Source organism: Aggregatimonas sangjinii, assembly GCF_005943945.1.
Taxonomy (GTDB): Bacteria; Bacteroidota; Bacteroidia; order Flavobacteriales; family Flavobacteriaceae; genus Pelagihabitans; species Pelagihabitans sangjinii.
Genome location: NZ_CP040710.1, coordinates 2633114 through 2649740, shown reverse-complemented (window position 1 = coordinate 2649740; position 16627 = coordinate 2633114). Strand labels below are relative to the sequence as shown.

The following is a 16627-nucleotide window of genomic DNA, read 5'->3' as shown; positions in this document are numbered from 1 at the left end:
TTAAAGTGGTTATTGTAATCTTACTTTTTGCCCATCCAAAAGTGTTTGCAATCCAGCTGTAGCAATCTTTTCCCCGCCATTAAGCCCGCTCTTTATCTTAAACCCGTTAGAGGTAAGCTCACCAACTTCAATGGTTTGTTTTTTGACCGTGCCCGTTTCCCCGTCCTCAGACTCAACAATGAATACAAAATTGCCGTTTCCGTCTTCACCAACTGCTTTTACAGGCACTACCAGACTATTATCTGCGGTTTCCTCTCCTGTGCTAAAATTAAAAGTTACGTTGGCCGCCATTCCGGGTTTCACTGCAGTAGTGGGTGTAACAATATCTATTTTAACGGGATAGGTCGATGAATTGGCATCTACTACGGGAGATACTTCCAAAACACTTCCTTTAAAATATTCTCCTAAAGATGAAAGTGCAATAGCAACTTCCATTCCTGTTTGTACTTTATTGATGACATTTTCAGGAAGGCCTACCATAATATTGATTTGCTCTCCAGCATTGAGCACAGCGATTACCTGTCCTGCACTAACATTGGCATTGAGCGAACCAGGAGCACTTGCGATAGTGCCATCTTTTGGTGCTTTGATATAGCCATAGCTAATTTGTGATTGTTGAATACTTTTATTCCGTCTTGCGGATTCATATTGGTCTAAAGCACTTTGATAACTGTTTTTGGCAGCTTCATAATCACTGAGTGATTGACTTCCACTTTCATAGAGCGATTTCACTCTATCCATAGCCGATTTCGCTGTTTTCATGGCAGAGTTGGCACTATTCAAAGCGGAAACCGATTGTTCGTAAGCCAAATTGGCTTGTACATTGTCCAACTTGGCAATGAGGTCTCCTTTTTTTACTTTTTGACCAACCTTTGCATTCAATTCCGTTATGATACCATTACTACGGAAACTCAATTCTATTTCGTCTCCTGCCCTGGCTATACCACTAAACGAACGGATTTTTTGGGCGTCTGAAGTACCTACAATCTGATAGTTAACAGGCCGCAATACTTCGGCCTTCTTTTTCTCTTCCTCTTTACAAGAGTTAAATGCTACGACTGTAAGAAGAATTAGTATAACGTGACGAAAATAGTTCATGATGGGTATATCGTTTTTAGTTTCTACTTAAAATAAAAGCCTGAGCTCTTTGAATAAATGCTTGATTTGTATCTTCTGAGTTCAACAAGAAAAAGTATCCGATTGCTCGTTCCAATTGCATTGACGCTAATAGATAATTGTAGTTGGCGTTCGCACTTGCGATTTGAGATTGCAAATAGTTGGTTTGTGCATCTATTAATTGAATCAAGGGAACCGCTCCTTGGCTATAGGCATTTTGGGTCAAGTCAAGACTTTCCTTGGCCGCTTCTTCAGCTATCTTCGAAATCTGAATATTGGCGATTTCGTTGGTCAAATCCAATACAAGTGCGTTAATGTTGGTCTCGATATTCAAATCAATGTTGCTCTTTTGAGTATTGAGCTGGTCTTCTTGAATTTTAGCGGTCTGCTTATTGATATTTCGTAGGTTTTGATTGAAAATCGGGAGGGAGAGATTTAATCCGAAATTGTACACGCCATCGGGTGCGACCGGAATTCCAGCAGTTGGAGTAGAACCTACCCCTGATTGGGATAATGCTAAATTATACTGTCCCTGAAGCGCAACCGTGGGTACGAACCTTCCAGCGGAATTTAATCTATAACTACGTTGGGTCGCGGCTAAGTTGTAACCAATATTCTTCAACTCTGGAGCATTGTTTTTGGCTTCCTCTATCAAAAAATCGACAAGGTTTGGCCTTAATTTGGGGTCATCCAAAATGTCATAAAAATCTTGATATTTATAATTGGAAAACAAACCTTCCGAGATGACTGCATCCTCCACATCAATTTCGGTATCTATAGGATTGTTCATTAATTGGTTTACCGTAAAATACGCTTGGTTCAATTGGTTGCCAGCCTCGATCAAGGTTTGCATATTCTGCGCCAATTGACTACGAAAACGCAGTACATCGGATTTGCCAGCTGCACCTGCCTCAAAATTTTGTTGTGATATTTCAAGGTTCTTTTTGGTAACCTCTAAGTTCTGTGCCTGAATTTGAGCATTGGTTTTTAGAATCAAGGCATTAAAATAGGCGACAGAACCATTGAGTACGGCATCCAGTTCTGCTGCATTGTACGTTTCCTGTTGCGCTTTCTGTAAATTTTCTTGAATATTAATGCCGGCTGCTGCACCCTCTGAATAAATGAGCTGGTTTAAGCCAACCGTACCTGAAGTTGAAAATTCGGGATTAGTGCCTCCTGAAATTTCGGCAACTCTGGGGTCGAGATATACTCCTGTCGCCGATGCGGATACATCTGGCAGAAAATTGCTCTTCGCCGTTTTTACATCCTGAGAACTTAAATCGATATTCATGCGCTCGGCTTCAAGACTTAAATTACGACCGATGACTCCATTCATAATATCCAACAAGGAGTAGGCGTTGTCCGATACGAAATTGTTTGCTCCTCCAACGATATCTACCGTACCCAACATGCTATATTTCAACGGAAATTGAATTTCTTTTGCGGTATTGAAATTTAGTGAAAGTCTGTTTTTGTATTCCAATAACATTGGTAATTCCGATGGATTGGTACCGTTTACGATAGATTCGACATCTAAAGCGATACGCCTAAAAAAACGGTCTATATTGGTTTCAGGTTGATTGGTAGCGAGGATTCCCTTTTCTACATCTTGCTTTCTATTGGCGGAAAATGAGGGCAATTGTTTTTCATTGATAATGGAGACCAAATTTTTAAAGGCGGTATCCGATAAAGCAAAACCCCCAGCCAAGTATACGGCATCGACATCACCAAGCAGGCTAGATACGTCGCCATTTTCAGGAAGGGTCAGTAATTCGTAGGTGGATTCCTTGTCCGCGAAATAGGTATCGAACAATTCTTTTATCGGCAATGCATCAGGTAGATACTCATCTACTAAAATGCCCACTTTTTCGTATTCATATATGGTGTTAAACGCATCTAAATCTTTGGAATACGAAAGTGGTGCAATAATGTAGGCGATATTATCGATTCCAGAAGTTTTTTGATCTGCTGGCAGTTTTATAAAATCGCTGTTGACCGACCCAAATACAACTACCGGTTTCGCATAGGTATTTTGTTGGTAGAGAGCAATATTATTGATTACCCCAAAGGCAAGGATGATATCTACTTCACTTGCTTCTAAGGTGAGATAATTTGCCTTTGCGGTATCTAAATCGAAATCGTTTTCAATAGGGTCTTTAAAAATTACGTTGGCATCCTGACCAACAACCGCAGTAATCTCATTTTGGAGTTTTTCGAGCAATGGTGCGTTTTCAATGGATGCCTCATCAGCTAGTATTCCAATAGTTACAGTCTTTTTGTTTTGGGCCGAGCCCACGGCTATTGCCAATAAAAGAAAAACCAATACAACTTGTCTTCTCATAGTGTTCCTTCTGAGTGTCTAATTATTCGGAATCAATTAATTATGCCAAACTGCTGCTTAAAGCAGTATTTATCACATAAGATTTGAATTGAATCTAACCACTACGATATTAGTGCATCACTGTAGAAATTACATTATCATTTTAGCGCAAGACTTTGGAAATATTCGTAAAGAAATATTGCTAAATACACCCTATCCTTTTTAATATTGAATTGTTAATGCCGATAGGTTAATGAATGGAAGCGGAATGCTATTATCAATTTAGAACATCTATGAGTTGAAAATCATCTTTTCCTAGGAATGTAATTCTATGATTACTTTAAACTTATGTTCATTCTGCAGTTTTAAAGTGTCCAGAATATAGAAAAACCATAGTCAATATTTATACAGTAGGATTAATCAAACATCTAAATCTTGGATGTCAATTAATTCATTTACGGCCACTCAGCACATTCCCCTACATTCCGCGAAAAGCTACATTACGGCAAAAGAGCTTCACTACCCACTATCTTGAACAAGGCACTTCAACTTTAGATTTCCATTTCGCTTCTCCAGCCCAAAAAAGGCAGGAACGCTACATTCCCAATATAAAGTTGAAGCACCAAGTTCGCTTCATCGGAAAATAGTATTTGCAATTTGTTCCACGCCCGGGGATTTTATATTTCACAAGGGTATTTAGACCCACTACCCAACCTCCACCATTACATTTTTTTGACAGCAAAATAACAACATTCCATCTTGGACAGCGGCATAAAGCCGCTGCGCTTTTTATACGCCTTACCAAGATGGAATATTGAAAGAGTCCAAGCAACAAAAAAAGGTAACAGCGAAGGCGCTATGGGAAGTAAATCTAAAAGGAATCTTATGAAATCTTACAAAATCATCAAAAAAGACGCGGAACAAAAGTTAAAAAAACAACAAAAGGAAAACGCTCTAGATATAATAAGTAAATCACTCAAAAAATATATAAAAACATACTACTTGAATGGTTCGGGTAGTCTATTAGTTAATCTTTAAATCTTTTATTATGAGTACGTTAAAAAACAAAGTACAGTTAATCGGGAATGTTGGAAATACTCCTGAAATCAAGACCCTTGAAAGCGGCAAGAAAGTCGCTAATTTTTCAATGGCTACTAATGAATTTTACAAGAATTCAAATGGAGAGAAAGTGCAGAACACGGAATGGCACAATATTGTGGTTTGGGGTAAGATTGCCGAAATCGTAGAAAAATATGTTGGCAAAGGAAAAGAAGTTGCCATTGAAGGCAAATTGACTTCTAGAAGCTATGAAACCGAAGCAGGTGAAAAGAGATATGTTACCGAAGTAGTAGCTAACGAAATTCTGTTGTTAGGAATTAAAGGCGAGTAAAAATAAGAGGGCGTTCCTGTCGAAAGATGCGCCCTCTTTTTCATTTATAATCTCTTAAAAAAAATTACAATGAACGATAAAGTTAATGAAATAAAAGTAAGTTATAAGGGACGGAATCAAATCAGCTTTTTGGACTAAAATAAATCACTCACAAGATGCGGCAAATCTGCTCTTTGAAAATTGGGATAAAGATACTATTGAAGTACATGAATCCTTTAAAATATTGTTGCTGAATAATAGCAACAAAGTAAAAGGCGTTCATCAAATTTCGCAGGGTGGAATTACAGGAACTTTGGTAGATATTCGATTACTATTTGCCACAATCTTGAAATCACTTTCTGTAGCTATTATTTTAGCCCATAATCATCCTAGCGGAAAATTGAAACCAAGTGAAGCTGATATCAACATCACGAATAAGATTAAAAGAGCCGCTAAATTTTTGGATATTCTTGTACTCGACCATATAATTTTGGCTCCCAATGGAGGTCATTACAGCTTCAAGGATGAAGGTATAATTTAGAAAAATTTGAGTTATGATATATCTAAATTATAACAACTTGGATGGGGAAACTCAAGAGCGATTATTAAAACAATCTCGAAAGGAAATTGAAACGAAGCACGGCAAAGAAATTCAGATCTGCGCTGAAAATAATCTAAAGGATTATGATGCTATTTTGGAAGAAGAAGCAATCCGTAATCTGTATAATTATAAATTCACTTTTACAATTTAAAACACTTTTAGATTTCAAAAGAACGGACAGCCATAAAAAGCTGTCCGTTTTGTTTTAGGGAAAATTCAAGGGTTTACAGATTATGCTTCCGAATTCCTAAAACTGTCTATAATTCACTCTTAAAATTCTTAGTATCAAAGTTAGTAGTTAAAAGAGCCTTTACCTTGAGGGAAAGGTATTCTGAATTTTCCCTGCGGGAAAAAAGGAATAGCAAGAGGGTAACCCGCTTGCGCGAGGTTTCGATTTTCAGTTTTTTCAAAACATCAGCATTTACAGGGTCTAGGAAGGTTTTTAAATTTTCGTATTGAATTTTATGCTTCGATTTTTTACTAAAACGCAACGTCAGCCCAATCAAATAGGAGATTTTTTTACTAAAAAGATGGATAAAGGATATGAAAAAGAAGGCTTTGTAACCTTCAAGATTAAGACTTCGGTAGCGATTAAATTTAGACGGTTTTGCAAGAAAATGTCTGAATCGCAATCTATGACATTGCTTTTGATGATAGCCTTTTTTGAAGAAAATGGGATCTCTCCACATGAATCTATCGGACCTAAAATGCAGACTTTGGAATCTCTAATCAAGAAGCGAATCAATGGAGTAATCGCGATTATGAAGGACATCGAAAAGAACCAAACAAAGCCAACGGTTGCTATGATGCAATCGCTGTTCGAAGAAGCCGAACCACCCAAAAAGAATCTGATTTTAGAAAAGGAAATCCCAAAGGAAAAACCTAAAGTCAGGTTTGTGGAGCGATTAGAAAATGATGATTAATTGTAAAATTTTAAAGTAATGTATATAACCGTAACAGCGCAAAAATTAGGTGGAGATTATTCACAAAGTTCAGCGGGCTTCGTGGAGTATTTAGAAAAGGAAAACCAAGGATTGGAACAGGAAGACATTGAACATTTTTTCAATCAATATGGGGACGAGATAAATGCATCGGAAGTAGTCAAAGAAATTGACGGGAATACATCGAAACTGAAAAAGAAAGAGCCTAAATTTTATTCTATTACTGTTAGTCCAAGTAAACATGAACTCAGGAAACTACAAAATAGTGGTGAAGATTTAAAGCGATATACAAGAGCGATTATGAAAGATTACGCAAGCGCCTTTAATCGCGAGATTAATGGTAAACAGGTAACTGTTGATGATATTAAATACTATGCTAAAATTGAACATCAACGCACTTTTAAGGGAACGGATAATCAGGTCCGGGAGAATCAACCATTCGCTACCAAAATTTTAAAACTCAAAAATGAAATTAGGCAAATCAAGCAAGGACAACAGGAGGGAAGCATCAAAAGACTAGAAAGCAAAATCAATCGATTAGAAAAAGAAGCGCCCCATCAGCAAAATGGAAAACGAATTGTTCAGGGAATGAACAAAGAGGGCAACCAAAGTCACATTCATATTATCGTAAGTAGAAAGGATATGTCTGATTCCGTCAGTCTTTCTCCAGGAAGTAAATACAAAGCTTCTGATGTGATGCTAGATGGAAAACTGGTCAAACGTGGTTTTGATAGAGATTCGTTTTTCGCGAAAGCGGAAAAGACATTCGATAGCACTTTCAGTTACAAACGAAACTACGCGGAATCGTATCAATCAAAGAAAGATTTTATCAAGAATCCGAAACGTTACTTCTCTACTTTGTTGGGCTTGCCAACAAGTGAGAAAGCCGTTGCCTTCAAAATTTTAGGGAAGGCTGGCGTTCCCCTAAATAGCATACCAACCAACAAAGTACAGCTCGCATTGAAAACTATTAGGTATTTAAAACGGGGCGTTGATATCGCCATAAAATCAGGTTCAATAGGTATTTGATATGGGGACGCAAGGACTATTTTTTACGATGATACTATTGATTGGAATGGGATTGATTTTCTACTGCCTATTCAAGTTAACACGCTACGCCTTTATCAGCAATGTGGCTTTGATGGCCATTTGTTTGGGCATTCTATTTAAAATTAATTTCTACGTTGTTGAATGGTTGTATCAGTTGCTCTACGTTGGCTGTCCACTCCTGTTAATCAATACGGTCATGTATGTTTTTCTTCACAAGGAAAGTGATTTAATAGATGATAAAAATAAGTATCAAGTTCAGTTCAAAGTAAAGAGCGGCAGCTTTAAAATTGATAATATTAAAAGAGGGGCTTCCGTAATTGGTTCCGCCGGAAGCGGTAAAACCGAGAGTGTCGTTTATAATTTTCTATCTCATTTTAGTAAGCACTCCTTTTGTGGAATCATTCACGACTACAAGAAATTTGAAATTACCGAAATGGCATATCCCTTATTTGAGAAGAATGCCATTGATTTTCGAGTGATTTCTTTTGATGACATTTATGACCGCGTAAACCCAATTGCGCCCCGGTATATGCAAAATGAAGAGAGTGTCAACGAAGTGGCACGGGTTTTAATTGAAAACCTTTTAGAGCAACGGGAATCTGGAAGCTTTGGATCAAGTAAATTCTTCAGTGATGCCGCTGAAGGTTTGATAGGTGGATTGATATGGAAACTACGGACTTCCTACCCGAAATACTGCACCTTGCCGCACCTAATCGCGATATATCAATTTCTGGACACAGACAGTCTTATTGCTTTTTTGAGCACAAATACGACCTCTAGGGCAATGGCTGATGCTTTTATAAGTGGTAAAGATTCTGATAGACAAACCGCTGGTGTAAAAAGCACCTTGGCCAATGCCCTTAAAAAGATAAGTACCCAACGCATTTTTATGGTGCTTTCGTCGGATGATGTTCCCTTAGGTGTCAATAGCCAAGAAAAGTCATGCGTCATTTCGGTAGTAAATAACCCCAAATATGAAACTGCCTATTCTCCAATTATCGCAACCATTATTCATACGATTACAAATCAAATGAGTGTGCGCTCTGGGAAATCATCATTTTTGATGATGGAAGAAGCGCCTACTATTCGCCTGTTGAATATGCATCGCATTCCGGCAACGCTGCGTAGTTATGATATTGCTACGGTGTATGTAATGCAGGACAAAATACAGAATGATATGATGTATGGGGATAAGGCCAGTAAAGCCATTCTAAGTAATTTATCTTATCAATTTTTTGGTAAAGTAAACGACCCGGACACCGCCAAATACTACGAACGTTTCTTTGAAATTGTTAAGAGCGAAACGACAAGCGTAAACCGAGGTTATAATCTCAATTTTGATACACGTATTACCACCGGAGAACGGGAAGTAGCAAAGATTAGAGCTGATGTATTCTTTCGACTAAAACAAGGTGAGTTTATCACCTTTGCTGATGGCGAGGATAAAAAGGTGCAGTTTGCGTTACCTAAAATTGAAAAGTGCTTGCCTAAAAAGAAGCAGACATTTACAGATGAGGATTTGGAGGAGAACTTTGAGAGGGTTTATAGTGAGGTTCGGTCGATTTTTAAATAAGCAGGTATATACGAATTCTGGTAAAACGATAATTAGTAAAATCAAAAAGGTTCACCTTTCAGCTGATACAATCTATATTTGTATTTTCATTCTAGTTACATTAAGATAATTATGGTTGATTTTAGAAAAAGACTGAGTAAATCAGAAATAACAAAAAAAGTTGATCCGATAGAAATTTATGATTCATTGGATAGGAGAAGTGTTGCAGGACCTTTGAGACCGGCTCAACATAAGATATTGAAAGAATGGTTTGAATCACGAAAAGAAGAAAAAGACTTAATTATTAAACTTCATACGGGAGAAGGTAAAACGTTAATAGGCTTATTGATTCTACAATCCAAAATAAATTCGGGTAACGGCCCTTGCCTTTTTATTTGTCCAAACATTTATTTAGTTCAGCAAGTTAGAAGGGATGCCAAGAAATTCGGTATCAACTATTGTTCAATCGGTGACGACAACTCCTTGCCAAATGAATTTATTGATGGAGAAAAAATATTGATAACACATGTGCAAAAAGTTTTTAATGGCAAAACGATTTTCGGATTGGGTAACGATTTCGTACCTGTTGAAAATATAATATTGGACGATTCTCACGCCTGCATCGATTCAATAAAAAATACTTTTACCATAAGTTTAGATAGTGACCACTCAATTTATAAAGAAATATTTGAACTTTTTAAAGATGCCCTTCCAGAGCAAGGCGAAGGTACTTTTCTAGAAATAGAGAACGGAGATTATAACTCTTTTCTACCTATTCCATATTGGAATTGGATTGACAAATCGGAAGAAGTTTTGCAAATACTTTCAAATTATCGGGAAGAATCATCGATAATGTTTTCTTGGCCATTTATCAAGGATAGTATAAAAAATTGTCAAGCCTTCATCTCGGGTAAAACCATAGAGATTACGCCAATACATATACCAATAGAAAAGTTTTCATCATTTCATAAGGCAGAGCAGAGAGTCCTTATGTCCGCCACAACTCAAGATGATTCGTTTTTTATTAAAGGACTTGGCTTCAATACGGATGCAATTAAAAATCCACTTGCAAATCCGAGCCAAGTTTGGTCTGGCGAGAAAATGCTTGTTATACCGTCATTAATTGATGACAGTTTGGATAGGAATAAAATGGTAAACTATTTGGCGAAAGCCTCCACTAAAAATTACGGGATTGTTTCATTGGTCTCTTCATTTAGTAAAGCATTAACTTACAAAAGCTTAGGCTCTATTGTTCCCAAAACAAGAGAAATTTCAGCAGCAGTAGACCACCTTAAAAAAGGTAAATTTAATCAAACAGTTGTGTTCGCAAACCGATATGATGGTATTGATTTACCTGACGAAACATGTAGAATATTGGTTATTGACGGTAGACCCTATTTTCACTCCTTAGCTGATCGATACGAGGAATCGAACAGAATGAGTAGTGACTCAATTAATATTAAAATAGCTCAAAAGATTGAGCAAGGTCTGGGAAGGAGTGTACGTGGTGAAAAAGATTATTGTTTGATTTTGATAGTCGGTGCAGATTTGATAAAATTTATAAAAAGCTCTCGAACAAATAAGTATTTTTCTCCTCAAACTAAAAAACAGATTGAAATTGGGATGGAGATAGCAAGAATGGCTTCAGATGAAATTTCTAGCAAAAATGAACCCTTTGAGGTTGTGAAATCTTTGATGAAGCAAAGCATTCAACGAGATGAAGGTTGGAAAGAATTTTATAAAGAAGAGATGGATAGAATAGAACCTGACAGCTCCACTAGTAAAATTTATGATGTTCTAACCCTAGAAAGGAAGGCTGCTGTTTTAAACTATTCAGGAGAACATGAGAAAGCTAGTATTTTGATTCAGGAAATAATTGATAATCATTGCTCTGAAGAAAGTGAGAAAGGCTGGTACCTTCAAATAATGGCGAGATATAAATTTTTACTAAGTAGAAAAGATTCAAACAATCTTCAGAAAAGCGCATTTTTTAAAAATCATGAGCTACTGAAGCCAAATGAAGGCATCACCTATCAAAAATTAGAATTTGTAAATGAAAATAGAACAAAGCGAATTCAAGATTGGATAATGCGTCACAAAAATTTTCAAGAATTAATGTTGTCGGTTGAAGGTGTTTTATCTGATTTAGAGTTTGGCACCGCCGCAGAAAAGTTTGAAGCTGCAATGAAAGAATTGGGCTTAATGCTTGGTTTTCTTAGTGAACGTCCAGATAAAGAATTCAAAAAGGGTCCGGATAATTTATGGTGCGGAGTTAGCAACCAATATTTTATTTTTGAATGTAAGAGTGAAGTCAATGTTGAAAGGCAAGAGGTTAATAAACACGAAGTTGGGCAAATGAATACTCATAGCGGGTGGTTTGAAAATGAATATAATGATGCTCCTGTAAAAAGAATTTTGATAATACCAACCAAGACGGTATCATATCATGCTGATTTCACTCATTCAGTACAAATAATGCGAAGGGGAAAACTCAGACATTTAAGAACTACGGTAAAAGCTTTCTTTAAAGAATTTAATAAGTATGAAATAGGTTCGGTAACAGATGAAAAAATTCAAGAATTTATAAATATTCATAAATTGGATATTTCAAATTTATTATCTGAATATTCCGAAAATTATTACCAAAAAACAAGCTAGCTATTTAATAGCTAGCTTAATTGATAGCGATTTAAAGGGTCTGTAAATTAAACTCTGTCCGTTATTTCAATTCCTTTGGGGCTAGCCCCAAAGGAATTGGCGTTTAAGACCAGTGGTATCCTCTCCCCAAATTTAATATAAAGTTGTTGAACGGTAAGGCTCCAATTATGCAATGGGCTTGTCCACTTTTTTTCGATGTTCTTTGTGGCCAGGTATACCAGTTTTAACAAGGCCATGTCGTTGGTAAATGCTCCCTTGGTCTTGGTTACCTTACGGACTTGGCGATGAAAACCTTCCACGGCGTTGGTCGTATAGATGATCTTCCTGATGGGCTCGGTATACTGGAAGTACTGCGACAGCTGCTCCCAGTTACGCTGCCAGCTCTCAATCACCACGGGGTATTTGTTGCCCCATTTCCCTTCCAGATTCAATAGATTGTCCTCTGCCACCTCTTTGCTAGTGGCACGATAAACGAGTTTAAGGTCGCGCATGAACTCCTTTTGGTCCTTTGATGCGATGTACTTCAGTGAATTACGGATCTGGTGTACGATGCAGAGCTGGACCTGTGCCTTGGGGAACACGCTCAATATCGCATCGGTAAAGCCCCGAAGGTTATCGGTGCAGGCGATAAGGATGTCCTTTAGGCCACGGTTGTTCAGGTCCGTAAGCACCTGTAACCAGAAGTTCGCCCCTTCGCTCTCGGAAATGTACATGCCCAATATTTCCTTGTAACCTTCCTTGTTGATACCGAGGATATTGTACAGGGCCTTGTGCCTGATCTTGCCCTCCACTTTGACCTTGTAGTGCATGGCATCGAGCCATACGATACAATATAAAGGCTCCAAGGGGCGGTTCTGCCATGCTTTTACGTCCGGGACGATCCTATCCGTTATTTGGCTTAGGACGGTATGTGAGATATCGGTGTCGTACATCTCCTTTATATGGGCGGAGATGTCACGGTAACTCATGCCAAGACCGTAAAGGCCTATTATCTTGTCGGAGAGGTTGTCGGCCAGAATGGTCTGTCGCTTCTTTACAAGTTCCGGTTCAAAGCTGCTCTGCCTGTCCTGGGGCGTATCGATGTCGAAGGTGCCGTAGCCGCTCTTGATTGTCTTCTTGCCCTTGCCGTTGCGTTTGTTGCCATTGGTCCTTTGGACTTCGTTCAAATGCCCCTCCATCTCGGCCTCAAGGGCCTTTTCGATAACGTTCTTCAGCATCGGGGCGAAAGCGCCTCCCTTGCCGAAAAGGTTCTTGCCGGACATGAACTGGTCAAGCACCTTCTTTTCAAATTCTGTTTGTTCTTCTTTTCTCATGATTCTGTCTGAATAAAATTAATACTTAAATTTATTTCAGACAGAGTTCAGTTTACACCCTCGATTTAAAATAATATTTTAAAGTACTCAAAAAGGCACCTCCTCCTTAGGCTTCCTAGCGGTAGCCTTCCAAACACCATCCACCTTAACAAGCTTAAAAATCCCAGGCGTCTTATCATATGCCGTCGAGTATTTGACCCAAGCAACATCACCTTCGGTACTTTCCTCAATAACCTTAAAATTCATTTCTGAGCTCTTAGGCTTGGCAAACATTTTCATTAAATTGGAGAAATTAGCGAAACCTTCAGGAGTGGTATATTTTTTCAGGGTTGCCTCATCACCTTGATAAAAACTTTCAGCGACGATTTCCGCAACAGATGCTGGTGTAGTATCCTGAGTTTCCGCGCAAGCGATAAATAACAGGGCAAGTGTAAATATGACCAACTTTTTCATAGCAATTTATTTAGGGTTATTAATATATCTATGTGACACCTTAAGTTTCAGATTACGCTCTCCATTTGCTTCGTTGAGTTCTAAAACCGCTCTGCGGTCATTACTCAATGAAAATTTAGGCAGTACGTAAACCATTCTCACGGTTTCATTTTCTGCTATTCTGGTTGGTCGGTTGTGTACGAACAGCGGCTTTTGATAGCTACGCTGTAGTGATTTCTTTTTCCCTTTTTGTCTGGTTTGAACAGAAAGGTCCAAGAAATTCAAATTGTAGTCCAAAGTAGAGGTATTCTTAATTTGGATAACGAAATACAATTCTTCTGCGTCAAAGACAATATGCTCAATGCTCAGTACAATACCTTGATAACGCTCTCGAAGATTTATTGAATTCAACTTTCGATTTACCAAGTATTTGCAAGCACTTAAATAATAGTCTGATTTATCAAAGCTCTTTTCTTCTTTGCTAACAGTTGGTACTACTGAAACTGATTTTTCATTCCCAATACTACTGGCGCTAGGCACAAAATAATTGAGCTTTGAGAGCTGTTCTTTATACCTTACAATATACGAAAAAATAGCCCCATTTCTATTGATTACTAGTAGATTACTTTCTTTTCCTGGCTTCGCTTGGAGTAGTCCAAAGTATTGTTCTTTATCGCGATTATAGGTGAATACGAAATTATCAGAGCCAGTAATACCTTGCCGAATAGGTTCCGGAAAAAATAGGGCTACGTTCTTCTGGTCATTGGCGTAAATGGTATCGAGAATTATACTTTCTTGTGCATTCGAAAAAACAAAAACACAGGTAATTATTGAAGTAAGCAGATATCGTTTCATAGGAGTGTATTTTTAAATGCCCGTCAGGAGCTTATAACTTCGGTTTTAGAATTAGTTTGTAATTGTTGAGTACAATTGCCTTAGTATTCCGATTGTTGCGGCGAAAAATTCTAGTAATACCGCTTACTTGTGGAACACTCGGGATATTAATATCACCAATGATATCATCCATCACTTCGGTAGCTGCTTCTTCCCTAAAACTATTCTCCACATAGATACCTTCACTACCATCCGAAAGGTCAAAAGCCTTTAACTTGGTAGGATGATGGTTGATGTTCTCAATCTCGATTAAAGCCCTGTTGGGTTGAAAGCTGATAAAGCCATATATCAAGGTGTTTTTTGGAATTATTTTATTATTGACCTTAGCAGTTCTGGTTAATCGCATTCGCAGACGTGTGTTTGTTTTTACTACTTGATTGCCATCTACCACTACTTCAATTTCGGAATCGGTACCGCCCAATATGGATGATGCATGTACCAAGGGAGACGATGCAAAAAAGAGTTGATGTTCTAAGCCTAGTTCTTTTGCATGGATTTGCATTTCACGCTTGATGTCTCCTGAATCTACCTCTTGTACTACTTTTGGAATCGATCTTTTACGACCTATATTCTCATAAGTCCTATCGGAATAATTAATACGGCTGGCTTTATAGATGCTATCTACAATACGCTGCTTGTTCTTTTCACCCATTTCGGGGTCATAGAAACCAACAGAGTCCATTAGTTTTTCATCATAGATGCTTGGCGCATTGGTTTCGCGGACTTTTTTCAAATCGTTGATGGCATCTAGTTTGGAATCATACTCCTTTTGTTCTTGGTCCAATTCAGGTACTAGGGTTTGCTTCAGATTTTCGTCCTCACTTTCATCATCTCCCATAAGTATAATGGAGTAGGAGATAAGGAATATGAGTATCACGGCCAATACAGAGCCGAAGACTATTTTATTTTTTTGAATCTTCATTATTTATCTTTTTAAGGGAGTTTTCAAAGTATTCTGTTATTAGTAATCCGTGAGGATTATTCGGGAAGTTTCTGTTTACTGTAATCAGGTTTCCAGTAGAAACCAATTCGTAGGTATCTAGTATGGATCCTCGATTGATTTCGAAAACGGTAACCGTTCTAAAGCTATGGGCACCGTTATTTTCTTCGATTTTCGATTCGATGCTCAGCACTTTCTGGACCAGGGAATATTGTAGTAGCCGATTGTAAACGCCATCCGATTTCTTTTGACGATACAAATTGTCAATAGAACTGTTTCCGAGCCACAAGGCCTTTTCTAAATTCTTTTCGTAGTTGCTCGCATCGATATTGTAGAAGTAGTTGTGGAAGAGTTCCAAATGTGCCAAAGCTTCCACACCGAAGTTTTCCTTTTGTGCTACTAACTTAAGCGGAATGACGGTGCCATCCGTATTTATAGCAAAAGCACTATTCATCGCCTTGGAATTAATGTTGTACACCATCCAAATTGAAAATAGGCTTGAAGCGGTCGCGAAAATGACAGTCGATATTACTATGAGTCTATTAATTTTTAGAATAGCGTAGATGTCTTTGTATGGTGTTTTCATCATTTGTTATTTAATGTGTGAATAATCGTAATGTGAAAGATGTTGCTCTGCGGTACAGTTTGAATTTGAGGAATACGATAAACCCAACGGAACCCAATTGAACTACAGGAGCAAAAAAGCCTTGACCAAATTCTGTCCCGAAAAGATTTGTCCAGAAGTTGGTATTGATTTCCGTGTAAATGGCATTGACGAATACATTGACCAAAAAGAACGCTGGAACGAGCATATAAACGGCAGCGTACAATTTGAAAAAGGTATAGGCCATCGTTCTGAATTTCTCAAAAACAGCCAGACTGATTATTAAAGGGAAGAATGCTTGCATTATCCCTAAAAGGAAATAACGTTCTGCCAGAAATAACGGATAGATAAACAGGTCAAGAATCCACAGGAATGTACTGACTACAAAAGCAAATATTTTAAATCCGTATAACGGCGTGACCAAAGCTTCATAGAGTAAGGTCATGGCCATACTTGCCGCATCTAACAGACTGACTTCCTCTTCAAGCGGTAAATCTTGTAACTGCAAAGGAAGTAGGGCAGGAGCCGTGCCACGGTATTGTCCTTCAATAGCTACTAGAATACCATCAAAAAAACCTAACAATTGTGTAGAAAAGATAACCAGAAGAACGACCGCAAAGTTTTTGACCAGTTCACCCGGACTCAATCCCCATGTATAACCCTCCTTATCAGCAACGCCCTCATTATATTTTTTGAGAATATTGATTAGAAAGAACAAAACCGCAAGCGTTTTCATTCCTGCAATCGTATACTGCGAAAAATTGCTGTTTTGGATAGTTTGGAAAACGGCGTCAATGTATTCCAAACCAATTCCTAAAAAAATGACTGCATTCATCC

At 38.0% G+C, this 16627-nt stretch carries 15 protein-coding genes; 7 read left to right on the top strand and 8 right to left on the bottom strand.

All coding sequences use genetic code 11. From position 1 onward, the window contains the following. Window positions 1-9 precede the first annotated feature (9 nt). Both FGM00_RS11025 and FGM00_RS11020 read right to left on the bottom strand, forming a co-directional pair. On the bottom strand, window positions 10-1098 hold the full coding sequence (locus FGM00_RS11025) for an efflux RND transporter periplasmic adaptor subunit (RefSeq protein ID WP_138852953.1): 1089 nt from the start codon (window positions 1096-1098) through the stop codon (window positions 10-12). 16 nt (window positions 1099-1114) lie between these two features. Next, the gene (locus FGM00_RS11020; RefSeq protein WP_138852952.1) at window positions 1115-3457 is read right to left on the bottom strand and encodes a TolC family protein; all 2343 of its coding nucleotides are present in this window, start codon (window positions 3455-3457) and stop codon (window positions 1115-1117) included. Window positions 3458-4195: 738 nt separating this feature from the next. Between FGM00_RS11020 and FGM00_RS19970 the strand changes: the two genes are divergently transcribed. The 7 genes from FGM00_RS19970 to FGM00_RS10980 all read left to right on the top strand — a co-directional run bounded on the left by FGM00_RS19970 (window position 4196) and on the right by FGM00_RS10980 (window position 11607). Next, complete coding sequence (locus FGM00_RS19970; RefSeq protein WP_236262759.1) at window positions 4196-4474, top strand: hypothetical protein; 279 nt, start codon at window positions 4196-4198, stop codon at window positions 4472-4474. A gap of 10 nt (window positions 4475-4484) precedes the next feature. After that, complete coding sequence (locus FGM00_RS11010; RefSeq protein WP_138852951.1) at window positions 4485-4826, top strand: single-stranded DNA-binding protein; 342 nt, start codon at window positions 4485-4487, stop codon at window positions 4824-4826. Window positions 4827-4929: 103 nt separating this feature from the next. Continuing rightward, window positions 4930-5346, top strand: coding sequence for a JAB domain-containing protein (locus FGM00_RS11005; protein WP_317130277.1), 417 nt, complete (start codon window positions 4930-4932; stop codon window positions 5344-5346). A 524-nt stretch (window positions 5347-5870) separates the two neighbouring features. Next, window positions 5871-6329, top strand: coding sequence for a BfmA/BtgA family mobilization protein (locus FGM00_RS10995; protein WP_317130276.1), 459 nt, complete (start codon window positions 5871-5873; stop codon window positions 6327-6329). An 18-nt stretch (window positions 6330-6347) separates the two neighbouring features. Further along, complete coding sequence (mobB, locus tag FGM00_RS10990) at window positions 6348-7376, top strand: MobB family relaxase (protein WP_138852949.1); 1029 nt, start codon at window positions 6348-6350, stop codon at window positions 7374-7376. A 1-nt stretch (window position 7377) separates the two neighbouring features. Then, window positions 7378-8970 carry a type IV secretory system conjugative DNA transfer family protein gene (locus FGM00_RS10985; protein ID WP_138852948.1) on the top strand — a complete coding sequence of 531 codons (1593 nt, stop codon included), beginning with the start codon at window positions 7378-7380 and terminating at the stop codon, window positions 8968-8970. Window positions 8971-9081: 111 nt separating this feature from the next. Next, window positions 9082-11607: a DEAD/DEAH box helicase family protein gene (locus FGM00_RS10980; RefSeq protein WP_138852947.1), complete on the top strand. Its 2526-nt coding sequence runs from the start codon at window positions 9082-9084 to the stop codon at window positions 11605-11607. A 47-nt stretch (window positions 11608-11654) separates the two neighbouring features. Here the strand turns inward: FGM00_RS10980 and FGM00_RS10975 are convergent, their stop codons facing one another. From FGM00_RS10975 to FGM00_RS10950, 6 genes are all read right to left on the bottom strand, one after another. After that, the gene (locus FGM00_RS10975) at window positions 11655-12920 is read right to left on the bottom strand and encodes an IS256 family transposase (protein ID WP_138852946.1); all 1266 of its coding nucleotides are present in this window, start codon (window positions 12918-12920) and stop codon (window positions 11655-11657) included. Window positions 12921-13007: 87 nt separating this feature from the next. After that, the gene (locus FGM00_RS10970) at window positions 13008-13373 is read right to left on the bottom strand and encodes a DUF4878 domain-containing protein (RefSeq protein WP_138852945.1); all 366 of its coding nucleotides are present in this window, start codon (window positions 13371-13373) and stop codon (window positions 13008-13010) included. A gap of 6 nt (window positions 13374-13379) precedes the next feature. Continuing rightward, entirely contained in the window at window positions 13380-14207 is an 828-nt protein-coding gene (locus FGM00_RS10965; RefSeq protein ID WP_138852944.1) for a DUF4138 domain-containing protein, read from the bottom strand. 31 nt (window positions 14208-14238) lie between these two features. Then, the gene (gene traM, locus FGM00_RS10960; RefSeq protein WP_138852943.1) at window positions 14239-15168 is read right to left on the bottom strand and encodes a conjugative transposon protein TraM; all 930 of its coding nucleotides are present in this window, start codon (window positions 15166-15168) and stop codon (window positions 14239-14241) included. Further along, entirely contained in the window at window positions 15149-15772 is a 624-nt protein-coding gene (locus tag FGM00_RS10955; protein ID WP_138854692.1) for a conjugal transfer protein TraK, read from the bottom strand. The genes traM and FGM00_RS10955 overlap by 20 nt, the downstream gene beginning before the upstream one ends. A 10-nt stretch (window positions 15773-15782) precedes the next feature. Further along, the gene (locus FGM00_RS10950; protein WP_138852942.1) at window positions 15783-16625 is read right to left on the bottom strand and encodes a hypothetical protein; all 843 of its coding nucleotides are present in this window, start codon (window positions 16623-16625) and stop codon (window positions 15783-15785) included. Between the last annotated feature and the right edge of the window lie 2 nt (window positions 16626-16627).

Coding starts and splice junctions, on each gene's coding strand:
- FGM00_RS11025 (WP_138852953.1), bottom strand. CDS start 1,098: ATGAACTATTTTCGTCACGTTATACTAATTCTTCTTACAGTCGTAGCA.
- FGM00_RS11020 (WP_138852952.1), bottom strand. CDS start 3,457: ATGAGAAGACAAGTTGTATTGGTTTTTCTTTTATTGGCAATAGCCGTG.
- FGM00_RS11010 (WP_138852951.1), top strand. CDS start 4,485: ATGAGTACGTTAAAAAACAAAGTACAGTTAATCGGGAATGTTGGAAAT.
- FGM00_RS10995 (WP_317130276.1), top strand. CDS start 5,871: ATGCTTCGATTTTTTACTAAAACGCAACGTCAGCCCAATCAAATAGGA.
- mobB (WP_138852949.1), top strand. CDS start 6,348: ATGTATATAACCGTAACAGCGCAAAAATTAGGTGGAGATTATTCACAA.
- FGM00_RS10985 (WP_138852948.1), top strand. CDS start 7,378: ATGGGGACGCAAGGACTATTTTTTACGATGATACTATTGATTGGAATG.
- FGM00_RS10980 (WP_138852947.1), top strand. CDS start 9,082: ATGGTTGATTTTAGAAAAAGACTGAGTAAATCAGAAATAACAAAAAAA.
- FGM00_RS10975 (WP_138852946.1), bottom strand. CDS start 12,920: ATGAGAAAAGAAGAACAAACAGAATTTGAAAAGAAGGTGCTTGACCAG.
- FGM00_RS10970 (WP_138852945.1), bottom strand. CDS start 13,373: ATGAAAAAGTTGGTCATATTTACACTTGCCCTGTTATTTATCGCTTGC.
- FGM00_RS10965 (WP_138852944.1), bottom strand. CDS start 14,207: ATGAAACGATATCTGCTTACTTCAATAATTACCTGTGTTTTTGTTTTT.
- traM (WP_138852943.1), bottom strand. CDS start 15,168: ATGAAGATTCAAAAAAATAAAATAGTCTTCGGCTCTGTATTGGCCGTG.
- FGM00_RS10955 (WP_138854692.1), bottom strand. CDS start 15,772: ATGAAAACACCATACAAAGACATCTACGCTATTCTAAAAATTAATAGA.
- FGM00_RS10950 (WP_138852942.1), bottom strand. CDS start 16,625: ATGAATGCAGTCATTTTTTTAGGAATTGGTTTGGAATACATTGACGCC.